The following is an 18,284-nucleotide window of genomic DNA, read 5'->3' on the forward strand; positions in this document are numbered from 1 at the left end:
GTCCGCGCGCATGGAACAACGCTCAGCATGGCACCGGGGTTCCTGCTCCGGCGAATGTCCTCTTCGTGACGGTGCCGTCACGTCCCGAACAAGTCCTGTTGTCCGTTTCCGGAACTCTGCGCACGTGGCGGGGTGAGGCCGAGATGCGCCCATGCCGCCGGGGTCGCCACCCGTCCGCGCGGTGTGCGGGCCAGCAGGCCCTCCCGTACGAGGAACGGTTCGGCGACCTCTTCCACTGTCTCACGCTCCTCCCCCACGGCTACGGCGAGCGTGGACAGGCCGACCGGGCCGCCGCCGAACAGCTTGAGCAGGGCCTCCAGCACGCCCCGGTCCAGCCGGTCCAGGCCCCGGGCGTCGACCTCGTAGACCGCGAGGGCGGCGGCGGCGATCTCCTGGGTGATCAGGCCGTCGGCCTTGACCTGGGCGTAGTCGCGGACCCGGCGCAGCAGGCGGTTGGCGATGCGGGGGGTGCCGCGGGAACGGCCGGCGATCTCGGCGGCGCCGGCCGGGTCGATCTCGACGTCGAGCAGGCCGGCGGAGCGGTGGATCACCCGTTCCAGTTCGGCCGGTCCGTAGAACTCCATGTGGGCGGTGAAGCCGAAGCGGTCGCGCAGCGGGGGCGGCAGCAGTCCGGCTCGGGTGGTGGCGCCGACGAGGGTGAAGGGGGGCAGCTCCAGGGGGATGGCGGTGGCGCCCGGCCCCTTGCCGACGATGACGTCGACGCGGAAGTCCTCCATCGCCATGTAGAGCATCTCCTCGGCGGGCCGTGACATGCGGTGGATCTCGTCGAGGAAGAGGACCTCTCCCTCCTGGAGGGAGGAGAGGATCGCCGCGAGGTCGCCGGCGTGCTGGATGGCGGGACCGGAGGTGATCCGGATGGGGGCGCCCATCTCGGCCGCGATGATCATCGAGAGGGTGGTCTTGCCGAGGCCGGGGGCGCCCGAGAGCAGGACGTGGTCGGCGGTCGCCCCCCGCGCGCGGGCGGCCCGCAGGACGAGGTCGAGCTGCTCGCGGACCTTCTCCTGGCCGATGAACTCGCCCAGGTCCTTGGGGCGCAGGGCGGCCTCGACGGCCTGGTCCTCGCCGTCGGCGGCCGGGCCCACCAGCCGCTCGGCGGCTTCGGTGCCGGTCGTGTCGTCGTCCCAGTTCACGGTGTGAGTCTCCTAGCCGGCTATCGGGCGCGGTTGAGCGTCTGGAGGGCCGCCTTCAGCAGCTGTCCCACCTGGGGCGTGCCCTCGGCGGCCTCGGCCTGGGGCGTCACGGCGGTGACGGCCTCGTCGGCCTCGCGGGTGGCGTACCCCAGGCCGATCAGGGCGGCGTGCAGCTGGTCGCGCCAGCCGGTGCTGACCGGGGCGCCGACGGCGGGGGCGCCGACCGGTTCGCCGAGGCGGTCCTTCAGCTCCAGCAGCAGTTTCTGGGCGCCCTTCTTGCCGATGCCGGGGACGGCGGTGAGCGCCTTCTCGTCGCCGGTCGACACCGCCCTGCGCAGGGCGTCCGGGCTGTGCACGGCCAGCATCGCCTGCGCCAGGCGGGGGCCCACGCCGCTGGCGGTCTGGAGGAGCTCGAAGACCTGGCGCTCGTCGTCGTCGGCGAAGCCGTAGAGGGTGAGCGAGTCCTCGCGCACGACGAGGGAGGTGGCGAGCTTGGCGGGCTTGCCGAGGCGGAGCGTGGAGAGCGTGTTCGGCGTGCACTGGACGGCCATGCCGACGCCGCCGACCTCGACCACCGCGGCGTCGGGGGCGAGGGCGGCGACGGTGCCGCTGACGAAGGCGATCATGTCGTACGGCCTTTCGGGACGTGCGGGGTGCGGGGGGCACGGGACGCGTGCAGGGCCACGGCCCGCTGGAGCCGGTTCTGTGCGGGGGCGCGCCAGATGTGGCAGATGGCGAGGGCGAGGGCGTCGGCGGCATCGGCGGGCCTGGGCGGCGCCGCGAGCCGCAGCAGACGCGTGACCATGGCGCCGACCTGCGCCTTGTCCGCGCGGCCGCTGCCGGTGACGGCGGCCTTGACCTCACTCGGAGTGTGCAGGGCGACGGGGATGCCGCGGCGGGAGGCGCACAGGATGGCCACGGCGCTGGCCTGGGCGGTGCCCATGACGGTGCGGACGTTGTGCTGGCTGAAGACGCGCTCCACGGCGACGAACTCCGGCCGGTGCTCGTCGATCCACTGCTCGATGCCCTGCTCGACGGCGACGAGGCGGTGGCCGAGGTCCGCGTCCGCCGGCGTGCGGACGACGCCCACGCCGACCATGGTGAGCGGTCTGCCCGCGACACCCTCGACGACCCCCACGCCGCAGCGGGTCAGTCCGGGGTCCACCCCCAGTACGCGCACGTCCCCTCCCATCGATCACCTGTTTGTGCAGGCTATCGGGTGGCACTGACAAAGCGGCGGGCCGACGGGGTGTGTCCCGTCGGCCCGCTGAGCCAGTGGACGCGTTACGCGTCGACCTTCTCCATGACCTCGTCGCTCACGTCGAAGTTGGCGAAGACGTTCTGCACGTCGTCGCTGTCCTCCAGGGCGTCGATCAGCTTGAAGATCTTCCGGGCGCCCTCCTCGTCCAGCTCGACCTGCATGGTCGGGACGAAGTTGGCGTCGGCGGACTCGTAGTCGATGCCGGCGTCCTGGAGGGCCGTGCGGACCGCGACCAGGTCGGTGGCCTCGCTGAGCACCTCGAAGGACTCGCCGAGGTCGTTGACCTCCTCGGCGCCCGCGTCCAGGACGGCGCCGAGGACGTCGTCCTCGCCGAGCTCGCCCTTGGGGACGATCACGACGCCCTTGCGGTTGAACAGGTACGACACCGAGCCGGGGTCGGCCATGGAGCCGCCGTTGCGGGTCATGGCGACGCGGACGTCGGAGGCGGCGCGGTTGCGGTTGTCGGTGAGGCACTCGATGAGCACCGCGACACCGTTCGGACCGTAGCCCTCGTACATGATCGTCTCGTAGTCGGCGCCGCCGGCCTCGAGACCGGCGCCGCGCTTGACCGCGGAGTCGATGTTCTTGTTCGGGACCGACTGCTTCTTCGCCTTCTGGATGGCGTCGTACAGCGTCGGGTTGCCGTCGATGTCGGCACCGCCCATGCGGGCCGCGACCTCGATGTTCTTGATCAGCTTCGCGAAGAGCTTGCCGCGCTTGGCATCGATGACGGCCTTCTTGTGCTTCGTCGTGGCCCATTTAGAGTGGCCGGACATCTGCCTGTCTCCTTCGCGTAACCCGTCTTTGTACGAACGGAGGAATCCTACAAGGACTCCGGGGCCCGGTTCGCGCGCACCATGTCGGCGAAGAGGCGGTGCACGCGGTGGTCGCCGGTCAGCTCCGGGTGGAACGACGTGGCCAGCGCGTTGCCCTGGCGGACGGCGACGATGTGGCCGTCGTGCTCGGCGAGCACCTCGGCCGAGGCGCCCACGGACTCCACCCAGGGGGCGCGGATGAAGACGCCCTCCACGGGCTCGCCCCCGACGCCCTTGACGTCGACGGCCGCCTCGAAGGACTCGTTCTGCCGTCCGAAGGCGTTGCGGCGCACGATCATGTCGATGCCGCCGACCGTCTGCTGCCCGGAGCGCGGGTCGAGGATCTTGTCGGCCAGCATGATCATGCCGGCGCAGGTGCCGTAGACCGGCATGCCGTCCCGCACGCGTGCGCGCAGGGGCTCCATCACTCCGAAGAGGACGGCCAGTTTGGAGATGGTGGTGGACTCGCCGCCGGGGATGACCAGGCCGTCGACCTCGGCGAGCTCTTCGGGGCGCCTCACCGGCCTGGCCACGGCGTCGGCCGCGGCCAGGGCGACGAGGTGCTCCCGTACGTCGCCCTGGAGGGCCAGGACGCCGATGACGGGGGTGTCACTCATGGGATCGGTGCCTTACCAGCCGCGGTTGGCGTAGCGCTCGGTCTCGGGCAGGGTGTCGCAGTTGATGCCGACCATGGCCTCACCGAGGTTGCGGGAGGCGTCCGCGACGATCTTCGGGTCGTCGTAGAAGGTGGTCGCCTTCACGATGGCGGCGGCGCGCTTGGCGGGGTCGCCGGACTTGAAGATGCCGGAGCCGACGAAGACGCCCTCGGCGCCGAGCTGGCGCATCAGCGCGGCGTCGGCCGGGGTGGCGACACCGCCGGCGGAGAAGAGGACCACCGGCAGCCTGCCCAGCTCGGAGACCTCCCTGACCAGCTCGTACGGGGCGCGCAGCTCCTTGGCGGCGGCGTACAGCTCGTTGTTGTCGTAGCCGCGCAGGCGGGCGATCTCGTTCTTGATCTGGCGCAGGTGGCGGACCGCCTCGACGACGTTGCCGGTGCCTGCCTCGCCCTTGGAGCGGATCATCGCGGCGCCCTCGGCGATGCGGCGCAGGGCCTCGCCCAGGTTGGTGGCGCCGCAGACGAACGGGGTGGTGAAGGCCCACTTGTCGGAGTGGTTGACCTCGTCGGCCGGGGTGAGGACCTCGGACTCGTCGATGTAGTCGACGCCGAGGGACTGCAGCACCTGGGCCTCGACGAAGTGGCCGATGCGGGACTTGGCCATGACGGGGATGGAGACGGCCTCGATGATGCCCTCGATCATGTCCGGGTCGGACATGCGGGCCACGCCGCCGTCCTTGCGGATGTCGGCGGGGACGCGCTCCAGGGCCATGACGGCGACGGCGCCCGCGTCCTCGGCGATCTTCGCCTGCTCGGGCGTGACGACGTCCATGATCACGCCGCCCTTGAGCTGCTCGGCCATGCCGCGCTTCACGCGGGCGGTGCCGGTCTCGGGGGCCTGGTTTTCGGAGAGCGTGCTGGACACGGGTACCTCGCTGGGAGAAGGGGGTTTCTGCAGCAACGAGGAAACGTGAGAGGACCAGGCCACAGCAAGGGCCAATGCGGAGGCGGTGGATCGTTTTCCGTGCCGGGCGGGCTACGCGGCCCGCTCGACCAGCGCGGCCGGAGACTCGTCGTCCATCTCGAAGGCCAGCGGGAAGGGCGCGTGCCCGGCGAGGCGGAACCAGCGGACCTTGCGGTGCTCGCGCAGCCGGCGCGCGGCTCCCACCGCGTCGTTGTGGAAGCGCCGGGCCATCGGGACGCGCCGCACGGCCTCGGCCAGCTCGTGGGCCGCCTCCTCTCCCCCGGGCGCCTCTCGCAGGGCGTCGACCTGCTGCGGTTCGGCGAACACCGCCCTGAGGGCCTGGCTCAGTTCGCTCTCGGCGACCTCCCGCTGTTCCTCCTCCGCCTGCCGGGCGGCGTGCGCCGCCTCGTACAGGACGATGGAGGCGGCCGGGTCGAGGACGCCCGAGGTGGCCAGTTCCTGGGCCACGGACGCCCTGCGCAGCAGCTGCGCGTCGAGGGCGGCACGCGCCGCGTCGATCCGGGCGTGCAGGCGGTCCAGGCGGCCGGCCGTCCAGCTGAGGTAGAGGCCGACGGCCACGAGGACGACCAGGATCCAGATGAGAGTTGCGGTCACGGGCCGCAACCCTAGTCAACGCGGGACGGGCCGGGAATCACGATGCCTCTGCAGTACCTCCCCCGCAGGGCCCCGCGCTCAGTCCCTCGCCAGTCCGAAGCGGGCGCGCAGGCCCGTCGCCCGGTCGTCCGTCGCCACGGCCGCCGCGCCCGCCGTCACCGTCTCGTAGACGGACAGGATGTCCGCGCCGACGGTGGACCAGTCGAAGCGCCGTACGTGGGCGCTGCCGCGTTCGCGCAGCGCCGCCCGGCGTTGCGGGTCCGCCAGCAGCCGCACGGCCGCGTCGGCCAGCGCGTCGGCGTCCTCGTTGGGGAACAGTTCGCCGGCCGCACCCTGGTCGAGGACCTGGGCGAAGGCGTCGAGGTCCGAGGCGAGCACCGGGGCGCCGGCCGACATCGCCTCGACGAGGATGATGCCGAAGCTCTCGCCGCCGGTGTTGGGCGCGACGTAGAGGTCGACGCTGCGCAGGAAGCGGGCCTTGTCCTCGTCGCTGACCATGCCGAGGAACTCCACGCGGGAGCGCAGTTCGGCGGGCAGGGAGGCCACCGCCTCCTTCTCGTCGCCGCGTCCGGCTACCAGCAGCCGGGCCTGCGGGCGGGCGGCGAGGATCTTCGGCAGGGCCCGCATGAGCACCGGCAGCCCCTTGCGGGGTTCGTCGATGCGCCCGACGAAGCCGATGGTGTCCCCCTGCCACTCGGGCTTGGGCTCGGCGTCGGCGAAGAAGTCGACGTCGACGCCGTTGGGGATGACGACGGCGTCCCCGCCGAGGTGCTCGACGAGGGTACGGCGGGCGTACTCGCTCACCGCGATCCGGGCGCTGATCTTCTCGAGGGCGGCCTGGAGGATGGAGTACGCGGCGATCATCGCGCGGGAGCGCGGGTTGGACGTGTGGAAGGTGGCCACGATCGGACCCTGCGCGGCCCAGCAGGTGAGCAGACCGAGCGAGGGCGAGGTGGGCTCGTGGATGTGGATGACGTCGAAGGCGCCGTCGTGCAGCCAGCGCCGTACCCGGGCCGCCGACAGGAAGCCGAAGTTGAGGCGGGCCACCGAGCCGTTGTACGGCACCGGCACCGCGCGGCCGGCCGAGACGACGTACGGGGGCAGCGGGGTGTCGTCGTCGGCGGGAGCGAGGACGGACACCTCGTGGCCGAGGCGGACGAAATACTCGGCCAGGTCCCGGATGTGGAACTGGACGCCGCCCGGCACGTCCCAGGAGTACGGGCAGACGATGCCGATCCTCACTGGGCGCCCCGCTCGCGCGCCCCGGGCGCCTTGGCCGGGTCGAGATCCTTCAGCCACAAGCGCTGCAGCATGTGCCAGTCCTCCGGGTGCTCGGCGATTCCCGTGGCGAAGGCGTCGGCCAGCGCCTGTGTCATGACAGACGTCCTCTCGGCCCGGGTACCTGACTCGGGGATCCCGACGGGCGGATGCACCCGGCCCTTCATCACCGGAGAGTCGTCGTACCAGAGTGTCACCGGCAGGAGCCGTGCGCCGGTCTGCTGGGCGAGCAGGGCGGGGCCGGCGGGCATGCGGGCCGTCTCGCCGAAGAAGCCGACCTCCACGCCGGAGGCGGACAGGTCGCGGTCGGCGACCAGGCAGACCAGGCCGCCGTCGCGCAGCCGCCGGGCCAGCGTGCCGAAGGCGGTGCCGCCGCTGTGCGGCAGGACCTCCATGCCGAGCCCTTCGCGGTAGGCGACGAAGCGGTCGTACAGGGTCTCCGGCTTGAGGCGCTCGGCGACCGTCGTGAAGGGGATGCCGAGCTCGGTGGTGACCCAGGCACCGGCCAGGTCCCAGTTGGCCAGGTGCGGCAGGGCGAGGACGACGCCCTTGCCCGCGTCCAGGCCGTCGGTGAGGTGGTGCAGGTCCTCGGGGACGAATCCCGCCCTGACGCGCTCGGTGCTCCACGCCGGGAGACGGAAGGACTCCATCCAGTAGCGCAGGTAGGAGCGCATGCCCGCGCGGGAGAGCGCGGCGAGCCGTTCGGCGCTCGCACCGGGCACCACGCGCGCGTAGTTGCCCTCCAGCCGCCGCACACCCGTGCCGCGCTGCTTCCAGGCGACGTCAGCGATGGTGCGGCCCAGGCGCACGGCGACGGGCTCGGGCAGCTTCTTGACGGTGCTCCAGCCGACGCCGTACAGGGCGTCGGCCAGCCGGTCCTGAGCGCTCACTTCGCCGCCTCGGTGCCCTGGTCCTCCTGCGCGGCGGCGTCGGCCTCGGCGGCCTCGCGGCGGACCGTGACGACGCGCTGGACCAGCGTGACCAGGCTGCCGGCGGCGACGATCCACAGGGCGACGGGCAGCAGGTACTGGATGCCGGGCACACCGAACTTGTGCAGGCCCGCGAACCCGGCGGCGACCAGCGAGACGACCAGGCGCTCGGCCCGCTCGACCAGGCCGTTGACCGCGACCGGCAGCCCGATCGACTCGCCGCGCGCCTTGGTGTACGACACCACCTGGCCGCTGGCCAGGCAGAAGATGGACACGGCGCACAGGACGTTGTCGTCGCCGGCGCCCGCGTACCAGAGAGCGAAGCCGCCGAAGATCGCGCCGTCGGCGACCCGGTCCAGCGTGGAGTCCAGGAACGCGCCCCAGCGGCTGGAGCGGCCGAGCTGGCGGGCCATGTTGCCGTCGACCAGGTCGGAGAAGACGAAGAGCGTGATCACGACCGTGCCCCAGAAGAACTCGCCCATGGGGTAGAAGACCAGCGCCCCCGCGACCACACCCGCGGTGCCGATCAGCGTGACCGTGTCCGGGCTGACGCCCCGGCGGATGAGAAACGCGGCGAACGGTGTGAGGACACGCGTAAAAAATGCACGCGCGTACTTGTTCAGCATGGCCTTCCCGACGGTCGGTGTGGCCGCGGCCCCTGCTGGCCACCGGCTGGCCCATCGTAGTCACGCACGCGCGCGTGCGACGGACGGGCACCCGGACCCGCTGGTGGGCGGCCGGTGGGCGGCGGGATCGGGTCCTTCGTATGGACGCGGCGTGACGGGAGTGGAAAGCTCGAAGAACCGCGGGCGTCGCCGGAGCCGCCAGTGCACGCGGTCCCGCGTGTCCGCGCCCACAGTGACCTCACCGTGCACGGGAGGCAAGGACATGGGCGACAAGGCACACACCCACCCCGGAGCCGCCGGCAGGGCAACGGCGGCCGACCACCCCGCGTCCGTACGGAATGTGGTGCTGGTCGGCCACTCCGGATCGGGCAAGACGACCCTGGTGGAAGCCCTCGCGCTGACGGCGGGGGCACTGAACCGGGCGGGCCGCGTGGAGGACGGCGGCTGCGTCTCGGACTACGACGAGCTGGAGCACCGGCAGCAGCGCTCCGTACAGCTCTCCCTGGTACCGGTCGAATGGGACGGCATCAAGGTTAACCTTCTGGACACTCCCGGGTACGCCGACTTCGTCGGTGAGCTGAGGGCCGGTCTGCGCGCGGCGGACGCGGCCCTCTTCGTCGTCTCGGCCTCCGACGGGGTGGACGGCTCGACCCGGATGCTGTGGGAGGAGTGCGCCGCCGTCGGCATGCCCCGCGCCATCGTGGTCACGCACCTGGAGGCCGCCCGCGCGGACTTCGAGGAGATGACCCGGATCTGCGCGGAGGCCTTCGGCGGGGACGACCCCGACGCCGTGCTGCCGCTGTACCTGCCACTGCACGGACCGCCGGCGCCCGACGGGCACGCGCCCGTGACGGGCCTCACCGGACTGCTGACGCGGAAGCTGTTCGACTACGCCTCGGGCGAGCGCGTGGAGTCCGAGCCGGGCGAGAGGCAGCTGCCGCGGATCGACGAGGCCCGTTCCATGCTGATCGAGGGGATCATCTCGGAGAGCGAGGACGAGACCCTCATGGAGCGCTACCTCGGCGGCGAACAGGTCGATGTGAAGACGCTGATCGAGGACCTGGAGCGGGCCGTGGCGCGCGGTGTGTTCTTCCCCGTCCTGGCCGCCGCCCCCGCCCCCGAGGGCGCCCGGCAGGGGCTCGGCACGGTCGAGCTGCTGGAACTGGTCACACGGGGCTTCCCCACGCCCCTGGAACGCGCGGCGCCACGGGTCACCACTCCCGGCGGTGTGCCGCGCGAACTGCGGACGTGCGACCCCGAGGAGTCGCTGGTCGCGGAGGTCGTCAAGACGTCCTCCGACCCGTACGTGGGGCGGATCTCACTGGTCCGCGTGTTCTCCGGCACCCTGCGCGCCGACCAGACGGTGCACGTCTCCGGCCACGGCCTGGCCGACCGGGGCCACGAGGACCACGACGTCGACGAGCGGATCGGCGCCCTGTCGACGCCGTTCGGCAAGCAGCAGCGGCCGGTCTCGCACGTGATCGCGGGCGATATGGCGTGCGTGGCCAAGCTGAGCCGCGCGGAGACCGGGGACACGATCTCGGCCAAGGACGACCCCCTGCTGATGGACCCGTGGGAGATGCCCGACCCACTCCTGCCGCTCGCCATCCAGGCGCACAGCAAACCCGACGAGGACAAGCTCTCCCAAGGCCTGGCGCGGCTGGTCGCCGAGGACCCGACGATGCGCCTGGAGCAGAACCAGGACACCCGCCAGGTGGTCCTGTGGTGCCTGGGCGAGGCGCACGCCGACGTCGCCCTGGAACGGCTGCGCAGCCGCTACGGCGTCCAGGTCGACGTCGTACCCCACCGGGTCTCCCTGCGGGAGACGTTCGGCGGCAGGGCGACCGGGCGGGGACGGCACGTCAAGCAGTCCGGCGGACACGGGCAGTACGCCATCTGCGAGATCGAGGTGGAGCCGCTGCCGGGCGGCTCGGGCATCGAGTTCGTGGACAAGGTGGTCGGCGGCGCCGTGCCCCGGCAGTTCATCCCCTCCGTCGAGAAGGGCGTGCGGGCGCAGGCCGCCAAGGGCGTCGCCGCGGGCCATCCCCTGATCGACGTGCGGGTGACGCTGCTGGACGGCAAGGCGCACTCCGTGGACTCCTCCGACGCCGCCTTCCAGACGGCGGGCGCGCTGGCGCTGCGGGAGGCGGCCGCCGAGGCGAGGATCCACCTGCTGGAGCCGGTCGCCGAGGTGAGCGTGCTGGTCGGTGACGACTACGTGGGCGCCGTGATGAGCGACCTGTCGGGGCGGCGCGGCAAGGTGCTCGGCACCGAGCAGACCAGCGGCGGGCGGACCGTGATCCGGGCCGAGGTGCCCGAGATGGAGATCGGCCGGTACGCGGTGGACCTGCGCTCCCTCTCGCACGGCACCGCGCGCTTCGACCGCCGCTACGCACGGCACGAACCGATGCCGCAGCAGGTCGCGGAGCGTCTTCGGGAGGAGCTGCGGGCCGCGTCGTAGCGCTGTCGGACCGGCGCGGGGCTCCCCCTTTCCCCTCCCCCCGCACCGGACGCGCTCCCCCGGCGCACGAGGGCGCGCTTGTGCGCCAACCCGCGCGTGCGGCGGCGCCTTTGGCCGTGCGGTGACGCATGCCGGTGCCTGCGGATACGCTGATGACCTGATCAACAGGTGTGCGGGGCAGGGAAGTCGGGAAGGCCGCAGGAGCGACAGTGGTGGCGATCGGGGGCGGGAATGACCGTTGACGGCGGTTACGCGGACTTCTTCGGACCGCAGGTACCGCGTACGGACGACGGCGGGCAGACGGCCACGTTCGCGCTGGCCTCGGCCGCCTACCGGGACAGCGAGGCCGAGGAGATACTCAAGGCCAACAGCGAGTGGCACAAGTCGGCCGTCAGCAAGCCCCGGATCAAGCTCTTCCGGCCGAATCTGGGCGAGGCGTACTCACGGGCGATCATCGACCGGATGCTGGGCCCCGAGCGGGCCCCGCTCATCCAGTCCTTCGGGACGCAGCCGCAGGTGGTCGTGGAACACAGCCTCGCGGCCCACCGCATTCGCAGGGAACGGGACAACTGGCTCAGTGCCGTCATGGTGCTGTGCGGAGTGCTGTTCCTGCCCGGGCTGCTGATCTGGCTGCTGGTCTTCCAGATCCGCACCACCGTCGCCCGGCGCGAGGACAAGCGGGCCGGCGCGCTCGCCACCGCGTTGCTCGTCGCGATGGCGGTCCTCGCCGTGCTGTTCCTGCTCAAGATGCCCTTCGGCGGCTTCTGGGCCTGGTACGCGCGCGCCTGCGTCGTCGCTCCGGTGATCGGCTGGTTCTGGGCCAAGCGGATCTGCGAGCGCACGGCGCGGGACCTCCGGGAGCGGTGGAGCGGCCTCCTGTCCGGCGCGGGCGTGGGCGCAAAGGTGCCCGAGGCGGTGCCGAGCAGCCCCGGCGAGACGGCGGCCGAGGAGCTGCGGCAGTCGCTGGCCCGTCTCAGCGCCGAGCAGCAGTCGAACTCCGTGTTCTACGCCGGTCCCAAGGGGATCCTCGGCATGGGCACCCGCTGGGGCAGCTGGCAGCTCGCCGAGGAACTGGTCCCCGTCGACCCGGACCGGGAGATCAACCCGTTCCGCAGCTGGGACGTCATCAAGGCCATCCACGACCGGCTGCGCATGCTGGAACGGGGCCCGCTGCACACCGGCGGCTTCCCCAAGCCGACCGTACGGCACTGGATCGTGACCCCGATCGGGGAGAACGCCGACTCGGTGTCCCGGCCCGAGGGCACGGACGTCGAGGCGTACCAGGTCAAGCAGCACGCGATACAGGAGATCTGCGACAAGCAGCAGTTCGGCGCGGGTGACCGGCACTACCTGGGCGTGCAGTGGACCCTGTGGGACGGCCAGTTGGTCATCTCCATGCTGATCACGGTCACGGTGCTGCACGAGACGCTGCGCATCGAGGTCACCGGGCACGCCCTCGGGCCGGTGCACTCCCTGTTCACGAGCAAGCCGGCGGCCAAGGAGAAGACGGTCCAGAAGTCGGTCAAATTCTGGGAGACCCGCACGGTCAAGCTCCCGCTGGTGGACACCGACGAGGTGGTGCGGCTGGCCGCCCGGGCCCCGCTGACCTGGTATCCCCCGCTGCTGTACTGGCTGGGGGGCAAGCTCACGCTGCCCGAGCCCTTCGGCCTGCGGCACGCCTGGGCGGACCGGCCGTGGCGGCACCGCTTCATGGCCGACGACGCGCTGCGCGCGGCCACCCCGGTCCTGCGGGCGGTGCACTCGGCGGCGATCAAGGTGCTGAAGGAGAACGGCGTGGACACGGAGAAGTTCGGTGCCCGCGCGGGCGGTCTGAGCGGGGCGGTGCAGGAGGCGGTGCCGAAGAAGGCGGACGTCTACGACGCGTAGGCCTCCGGCGGTCGGGCGGGGGCTTCCGGGTGGCCGTCCCCGGGTGCTGCCGTCCCCGGGCCCCCGCTTTCGGCCTGGACGGCCTCGTCCTCAAACGCCGGACGGGCTGGAGGGCCAGGCGTCCGCCAGCATCTTGCGGGTGTCCCCCAGCAGCTGCGGCAGCACCTTCGTGTGGCCGACGACCGGCATGAAGTTCGTGTCGCCGCCCCAGCGGGGCACGACGTGCTGGTGGAGGTGGGCGGCGATGCCCGCGCCGGCCACCGTGCCCTGGTTCATGCCGATGTTGAAGCCGTGGGCTCCGGAGGCGGTGCGCAGCGCCGTCATCGCCTGCTTGGTCAGCTCGGCGAGCTCCGCGGTCTCCACGCCGGTCAGCTCGGTGTAGTCGGCGACATGGCGGTACGGCACGGTCATCAGGTGGCCGCCGTTGTACGGGTACAGGTTGAGCACCGCGTACACGTGCTCGCCGCGCCGGACGATCAGCCCGTCCTCGTCGGACTTGGCCGGGATCGAGCAGAAGGGGCAGCCGTCGTCCGCGCCGGGGCCGCTCGGCTTGTTCTCGCCCTGGATGTAGGCCATCCGGTGGGGCGTCCACAGGCGCTGGAACGCGTCCTGCGTCCCGACTCCGATCTGCTGCTCGGGCTCACTCGTCATGCGTGCAGCATATGGCGTCGTGCGCGGTGACAGGGAAAGGCCCCCGGGATCTCCCCCGGGGGCCCTCCGTGGTGGTCGCTCAGACCTGCGCCCGCTCCTCGACGACCTTCGCGATCTTCGCGATGGCGTCGTCGACGGGGATGCCGTTCTCCTGGGAGCCGTCGCGGTAGCGGAAGGAGACGGCGCCGTTCGCCATGTCCTCGTCGCCCGCGATGACCATGAAGGGCACCTTCTGCTTCTGGGCGTTGCGGATCTTCTTCTGCATGCGGTCGGAGGACGAGTCGACCTCGACGCGCAGACCCTGCTTGCGGGCCGCCGCGGCGAACTCCTCCAGGTACTCGACGTGCGCGTCGCCGATCGGGATGCCGATCGCCTGCACCGGCGCCAGCCAGGCCGGGAAGGCGCCCGCGTAGTGCTCCAGGAGGACCGCGAAGAAGCGCTCGATGGAGCCGAACAGGGCGCGGTGGATCATGACCGGCCGGGTCTTGGTGCCGTCCGCCGCCGTGTACTCCAGGTCGAAGCGCTCGGGCAGGTTGAAGTCGAGCTGGATGGTCGACATCTGCCAGGTGCGGCCGATGGCGTCCTTGGCCTGGACGGAGATCTTCGGGCCGTAGAAGGCGGCACCGCCCGGGTCGGCCACCAGCTCCAGGTTCTGCTTCTCGGCGACCTGGCGCAGCGTCTCGGTGGCCTCTTCCCACGCCTCGTCCGAGCCGACGAACTTCTCCGGGTCCTTGGTGGACAGCTCCAGGTAGAAGTCGGTCAGACCGTAGTCGCGCAGCAGGTTCAGGACGAAGGTGAGGGTCTTGTCCAGCTCCTCCGACATCTGCTCGCGGGTGCAGTAGATGTGCGCGTCGTCCTGGGTGAAGCCGCGGGCCCGGGTCAGGCCGTGCACGACGCCCGACTTCTCGTACCGGTACACGGTGCCGAACTCGAAGAGGCGCAGCGGCAGCTCACGGTAGGAACGACCCCGCGCGTCGAAGATCAGGTTGTGCATCGGGCAGTTCATGGGCTTGAGGTAGTAGTCCACGCCCTCGTCGAGCTGCATGGGCGGGTACATGCCGTCGGCGTACCAGTCCAGGTGGCCCGAGGTCTCGAAGAGCTTCCCCTTCGTCGCGTGCGGGGTGTAGACGAACTCGTAGCCCTCTTCCTCGTGGCGGCGCCGCGAGTAGTCCTCCATGACCCGGCGGATGATGCCGCCCTTGGGGTGGAAGACGGCGAGGCCGGAGCCGATCTGCTCCGGGATGGAGAAGAGGTCCAGCTCGCTGCCGAGCTTGCGGTGGTCGCGCTTCTCGGCCTCGGCGAGGAACTCCAGGTGCGCCTTCAGCTCGTCCTTGGTGGGCCAGGCGGTGCCGTAGATGCGCTGGAGCATCGGGTTCTTCTCGCTGCCGCGCCAGTAGGCGGCGGCGTTGCGCATGAGCTTGAAGGCCGGGATGGCGCGAGTACTGGGCAGATGCGGGCCTCGGCAGAGGTCCTTCCAGCACAGGTCTCCGGTCTTGGCGTCGAGGTTGTCGTAGATCGTCAGCTCGCCGGCGCCGACCTCGACGTCCGCGCCGTCGTCGTGCGAGGCGGAGCCCTTGAGGCCGATCAGTTCCAGCTTGTACGGCTCGTCGGCGAGCTCCTCGCGGGCCTCGTCGTCGGTGACGACGCGGCGCGAGAAACGCTGGCCGCGCTTCTGGATCTCCTGCATCTTCTTCTCGATGGCCTTGAGGTCATCGGGGTGGAAAGGCTTCTCGACGTCGAAGTCGTAGTAGAAGCCGTCCTTGACGGGCGGGCCGATGCCCAGCTTGGCCTCGGGGAACAGCTCCTGCACGGCCTGCGCCATGACGTGCGCGGTGGAGTGGCGCAGGATGTCCAGGCCGTCCTCGGAGGAGATCTCGACCCCCTCGACCGTCTCGCCGTCCTTGACCTCGTAGGCGAGGTCCTTGAGCTCACCGGCCACCCGCGCCGCGATGATCGAGCGCTGGCCGGCGAAGAGCTCGGCGGCCGTAGTGCCCGTCGTCACCACGCGTTCTTCCTGCTCCGAATCGCGTTGGATGATCACACGGACGTCTGACACCGGTCTCTCCTGACTGAAGGTGGGGCCGCGGCGCCATACCGGAGCGCACGCATGGGGGCGATCGTACCGACCGTGGCCCGCCCACCGCGAAATCAGTCCCCGCGGTCGCCGCCGTCCTCCCCGTCCTCGCCCTCCCCGCCGCAGGTCTCCTCGAAGAAGGCGGCCACCTCCACGTGCTCCTGCACCGCCTTCAGCAGCCGGTCCCGTTCCGCGTCGTCGACCGGCACGGGGGCGATCTCGCAGGCCCCGGTGAGCCGCCGGAAGCCGCCCCGGCTCTCCAGGCGGCCCAGCACCCGCACCGGCAGCCCGAGGAGGTGGGCGTGACCGGCGATCCGGTAGGCCTCCTCGTCCAGGGTGATCCGCACGTGCGGCACCTCCGCCCCGGCCAGCACCCGCAGCCGTACGGTGCCCGCGCCGCGTGGCCCGGGCCGGCGCATGCGGACGACGGTGCCGGTGAGCCGCACCGGCACGGAGGGCTCGGCGCGCAGGTAGCGGGCGGCGGCCTCGCGCAGGGCGGGCAGGTCTCCGGGCGAGAACTCGACGGGTTCGGCGAGTGAGGCGCAGCCCTCGGGGACGCCCGCGGCCGGCGCCCAGTCGATGCCGACGCGGGCGCCCTGGGTGCCGCGGACCAGGGCGACGAGCGCGTCGGCGAGTTCGTGGCTGACGCCGGCCGCCACGGCCGTGTCGAAGGCCTCCATGCCGCCGGTGGCCCGTCGGTAGTCGACGGCCTCGCGAGCGGCGTACAGGGCGTGGTGGAGGCGTACGGCGAGCGGGCGGCCGGTGGTGACGGGGACGAACGCCGTGAGCCGGCGACCGCCGGGGGCGGCACCGACCAGGACGTTCTCCAGGACCTCGGCGGCGGAGCGCCGGTGCCGGGCGCCGTAGTAACCCGCACGTGCGCGGGTGGCGAGCGCCCCGGCGAGCAGCATCCGGCGGGCGGCGGAGCGCAACTGTTCCTCCGCGGGCCAGGACGCGGCGTCACCGGGCCCGGCCGCCGGTATGTCTCGGCCCCAGCGGATCTCGTCGCTGGGCACGGCGAGGGAGACCAGGATCTCGCGGGCGGCCGGGGTGCCGCTGCGGGAGAGGGCGAGCAGGGCCTCGGCGAGCAGGTCGTCGCTGTCCGGGAAGGCGCGGCTGACGGGTACGAGCAGGCTGGTGGCGCCGGCGCCCCATCCCGGCGGGGTCCACCGGCCGTAGCGGCCGGGCGCGCCGCCGCGCCGCCGCCAGCCGTGCCGGTGGAGCAGGGCGGTCAGCACCGCCGGGTCGACGGTGCCGGACTCGGGCGGGTGGCCCTCGCTCCAGGCCGTGGCGTCGACGGGGTGGGGCCGCACGGCGCGCAGGGGCTCTCCGGTCGGGCCGTGCGTCATGGTTTCCCTCCCGTCCCGACCCGCGTCATGATCTCGCACAGCGCCCGGTCGTCGAAGATCCGCGCGGTCGGTATCCGCACGGTGGTGCGTCGCCGGCCGGTGACCGGGTGTCCGGCGAGGTTGGTCCAGTAGCAGCAGTGTCTGAGGTCGAGCCGGTCGTGGCCGGCGCGCAGCCACTGGTCCCGGGACCGGGGGACGATCATCACGACGAGGATCTTGTGCACCGAGACCGGCGTGCGGGCCAGCTTCGCCAGGTGGTCGTTGTCGAGGGTGAAGGAGAAGAAGCGGCCCGTTTGATGGGGCGAGGGCTCAGCCTTCTCGGCTGAGGGTGGTGGTGGGCGACGGGCGGGCGGGTTCGGCGGTATCTGGTACGTCGCCTTGAGCTGCACCTTGATGGTGACCTCGTCGTCGACCGTGTGCCCGGGGGCGCTGTGGCTGACGTGCCAGTCGATGCCGTTGTCCGGGAAGGGCTGCGAGAGCGAGCAGCCCGCCGCCGCGGCGACCGCGTGGAGGTAGCCGACCTGCAAGGTCTCCATGCAGGCGGTGGTGGCGAGGGAGCCGCGTGTGGGCGCGGTGCGCTCGGGCAGCAGCCCGCCCCGTTCGGGCTGCGCTATGGCCATGACCAACAGCCTTCCAGAACTGGTGAATCCCCGCTTCGGGCCTGTGAACTGCAAAGACCCTCACTCCTGTTGTGTCCTTCCGGCGTACGGCGCAAACAGCCCGGGTATCACCGAACCGGGACAGAAGACGGCGCGTCAGCCGCCGTGCCTGGACGAGGAGTTGAGTGCCCTATGACGTGCTGGTTCGAGGGGCCGCTGGCCGCCTTCGACACGGAGACGACGGGTGTGGACGTCGAGACCGACCGGATCGTGTCGGCGGCCCTCGTCGTCCAGGACGCTCCCGGGCTCAGGCCGCGGGTCACCCGCTGGCTGGTGAACCCGGGTGTGCCGGTGCCGGAGGCGGCGACGGCGGTGCACGGGCTGACCGAGGAGCATCTGCACCGGCACGGCCGCTGGCCGGCGCCGGTGATGTGGGAGATAGCCGAGGCGCTGAGCGAACAGGCGCGCGCCGGACGCCCGCTGGTGGTGATGAACGCCCCGTTCGACCTGACGCTGCTGGACCGGGAGTTGCGCCGGCACCGCGCCTCGTCGCTGGGCCGCTGGCTGGAGCGGACGTCGCTGCACGTGCTGGACCCGAGGGTGCTCGACAAGCATCTGGACCGGTACCGCAAGGGCCGCCGGACCCTGACCGACCTGTGCGCGCACTACGGCGTCGAGCTGGCCGGGGCGCACGACGCGGCGGCCGACGCCCAGGCGGCGCTGGAGGTCGTACGGGCGGTGGGCCGCCGCTTCCCGTCGCGGCTGGAGCGCCTGTCCGCCGCGGAGCTGCACACGCTGCAGGCGGTGTGGCACGCGGGGCAGGCGCGGGGACTGCAGGCGTGGTTCGCGCTCAACGGGACCGAGGAGGCGGTCGACCCGGCGTGGCCGCTGCGGCCGGACCTGCGGGCGGCGGCGTGACCTCACATGTCCGGCCCACGGTGACTCCGGGGGTCCGGGGTGTGGGTGGCGGAGCCCCCACTTCGCGCGGCGAAACCGCGCAAGACACAA

The 18,284-nt window shown here is 71.9% G+C and carries 17 protein-coding genes; 3 read left to right on the top strand and 14 right to left on the bottom strand.

Features of this window, described 5'->3' with window-relative positions; all coding sequences use genetic code 11:
• Positions 1-77: 77 nt before the first annotated feature.
• The 10 genes from ruvB to pgsA all read right to left on the bottom strand — a co-directional run bounded on the left by ruvB (position 78) and on the right by pgsA (position 8,255).
• Positions 78-1,151, bottom strand: a complete 1,074-nt coding sequence (ruvB, locus tag ACFW47_RS18940; protein ID WP_386306393.1) for a Holliday junction branch migration DNA helicase RuvB — start codon at positions 1,149-1,151, stop codon at positions 78-80.
• 20 nt (positions 1,152-1,171) lie between these two features.
• Entirely contained in the window at positions 1,172-1,777 is a 606-nt protein-coding gene (gene ruvA, locus ACFW47_RS18945) for a Holliday junction branch migration protein RuvA (RefSeq protein ID WP_217254668.1), read from the bottom strand.
• Entirely contained in the window at positions 1,774-2,331 is a 558-nt protein-coding gene (gene ruvC, locus ACFW47_RS18950; protein WP_386286246.1) for a crossover junction endodeoxyribonuclease RuvC, read from the bottom strand. The genes ruvA and ruvC overlap by 4 nt, the downstream gene beginning before the upstream one ends.
• A 104-nt stretch (positions 2,332-2,435) precedes the next feature.
• The gene (locus ACFW47_RS18955; protein ID WP_386286245.1) at positions 2,436-3,188 is read right to left on the bottom strand and encodes a YebC/PmpR family DNA-binding transcriptional regulator; all 753 of its coding nucleotides are present in this window, start codon (positions 3,186-3,188) and stop codon (positions 2,436-2,438) included.
• Positions 3,189-3,235: 47 nt separating this feature from the next.
• Positions 3,236-3,844: a pyridoxal 5'-phosphate synthase glutaminase subunit PdxT gene (gene pdxT / locus ACFW47_RS18960; RefSeq protein WP_386286244.1), complete on the bottom strand. Its 609-nt coding sequence runs from the start codon at positions 3,842-3,844 to the stop codon at positions 3,236-3,238.
• Positions 3,845-3,856: 12 nt separating this feature from the next.
• Positions 3,857-4,768, bottom strand: a complete 912-nt coding sequence (gene pdxS, locus ACFW47_RS18965) for a pyridoxal 5'-phosphate synthase lyase subunit PdxS (RefSeq protein ID WP_386286243.1) — start codon at positions 4,766-4,768, stop codon at positions 3,857-3,859.
• 111 nt (positions 4,769-4,879) lie between these two features.
• The gene (locus tag ACFW47_RS18970; RefSeq protein ID WP_019325110.1) at positions 4,880-5,422 is read right to left on the bottom strand and encodes a membrane protein; all 543 of its coding nucleotides are present in this window, start codon (positions 5,420-5,422) and stop codon (positions 4,880-4,882) included.
• A gap of 78 nt (positions 5,423-5,500) precedes the next feature.
• Positions 5,501-6,664 (bottom strand): glycosyltransferase family 4 protein, encoded by a 1,164-nt coding sequence (locus ACFW47_RS18975; protein WP_386286242.1) that lies wholly within the window; start codon positions 6,662-6,664, stop codon positions 5,501-5,503.
• Positions 6,661-7,590, bottom strand: a complete 930-nt coding sequence (locus tag ACFW47_RS18980) for a phosphatidylinositol mannoside acyltransferase (RefSeq protein WP_386286241.1) — start codon at positions 7,588-7,590, stop codon at positions 6,661-6,663. The genes ACFW47_RS18975 and ACFW47_RS18980 overlap by 4 nt, the downstream gene beginning before the upstream one ends.
• Positions 7,587-8,255, bottom strand: a complete 669-nt coding sequence (pgsA, locus tag ACFW47_RS18985; RefSeq protein ID WP_386286240.1) for a phosphatidylinositol phosphate synthase — start codon at positions 8,253-8,255, stop codon at positions 7,587-7,589. Before pgsA ends, ACFW47_RS18980 begins: the two co-directional genes overlap by 4 nt.
• A gap of 262 nt (positions 8,256-8,517) precedes the next feature.
• On the opposite strand from pgsA, the gene ACFW47_RS18990 reads away from it, so the two are divergent.
• On the top strand, positions 8,518-10,716 hold the full coding sequence (locus tag ACFW47_RS18990; protein ID WP_386306394.1) for an elongation factor G-like protein EF-G2: 2,199 nt from the start codon (positions 8,518-8,520) through the stop codon (positions 10,714-10,716).
• Between the two features lie 231 nt (positions 10,717-10,947).
• On the top strand, positions 10,948-12,603 hold the full coding sequence (locus ACFW47_RS18995; RefSeq protein ID WP_386286238.1) for a hypothetical protein: 1,656 nt from the start codon (positions 10,948-10,950) through the stop codon (positions 12,601-12,603).
• Positions 12,604-12,693: 90 nt separating this feature from the next.
• Here ACFW47_RS18995 and ACFW47_RS19000 read toward each other — a convergent pair whose 3' ends face one another.
• From ACFW47_RS19000 to ACFW47_RS19015, 4 genes are all read right to left on the bottom strand, one after another.
• Positions 12,694-13,254 (bottom strand): HIT family protein, encoded by a 561-nt coding sequence (locus tag ACFW47_RS19000; protein WP_386286237.1) that lies wholly within the window; start codon positions 13,252-13,254, stop codon positions 12,694-12,696.
• A gap of 79 nt (positions 13,255-13,333) precedes the next feature.
• The gene (gene thrS / locus ACFW47_RS19005) at positions 13,334-15,310 is read right to left on the bottom strand and encodes a threonine--tRNA ligase (RefSeq protein WP_386286236.1); all 1,977 of its coding nucleotides are present in this window, start codon (positions 15,308-15,310) and stop codon (positions 13,334-13,336) included.
• Between the two features lie 92 nt (positions 15,311-15,402).
• Positions 15,403-16,677: a hypothetical protein gene (locus ACFW47_RS19010; protein WP_386286235.1), complete on the bottom strand. Its 1,275-nt coding sequence runs from the start codon at positions 16,675-16,677 to the stop codon at positions 15,403-15,405.
• A complete protein-coding gene (locus ACFW47_RS19015) occupies positions 16,674-17,297 on the bottom strand; it encodes a DUF4365 domain-containing protein (protein ID WP_386286234.1) in 624 nt (207 codons plus the stop codon). Before ACFW47_RS19015 ends, ACFW47_RS19010 begins: the two co-directional genes overlap by 4 nt.
• A gap of 171 nt (positions 17,298-17,468) precedes the next feature.
• On the opposite strand from ACFW47_RS19015, the gene ACFW47_RS19020 reads away from it, so the two are divergent.
• Positions 17,469-18,194, top strand: coding sequence for a 3'-5' exonuclease (locus ACFW47_RS19020; RefSeq protein WP_383287731.1), 726 nt, complete (start codon positions 17,469-17,471; stop codon positions 18,192-18,194).
• The last annotated feature ends 90 nt before the right edge of the window (positions 18,195-18,284 follow it).

The organism is Streptomyces sp. NPDC058796, assembly GCF_042745235.1.
GTDB lineage: Bacteria > Actinomycetota > Actinomycetes > Streptomycetales > Streptomycetaceae > Streptomyces.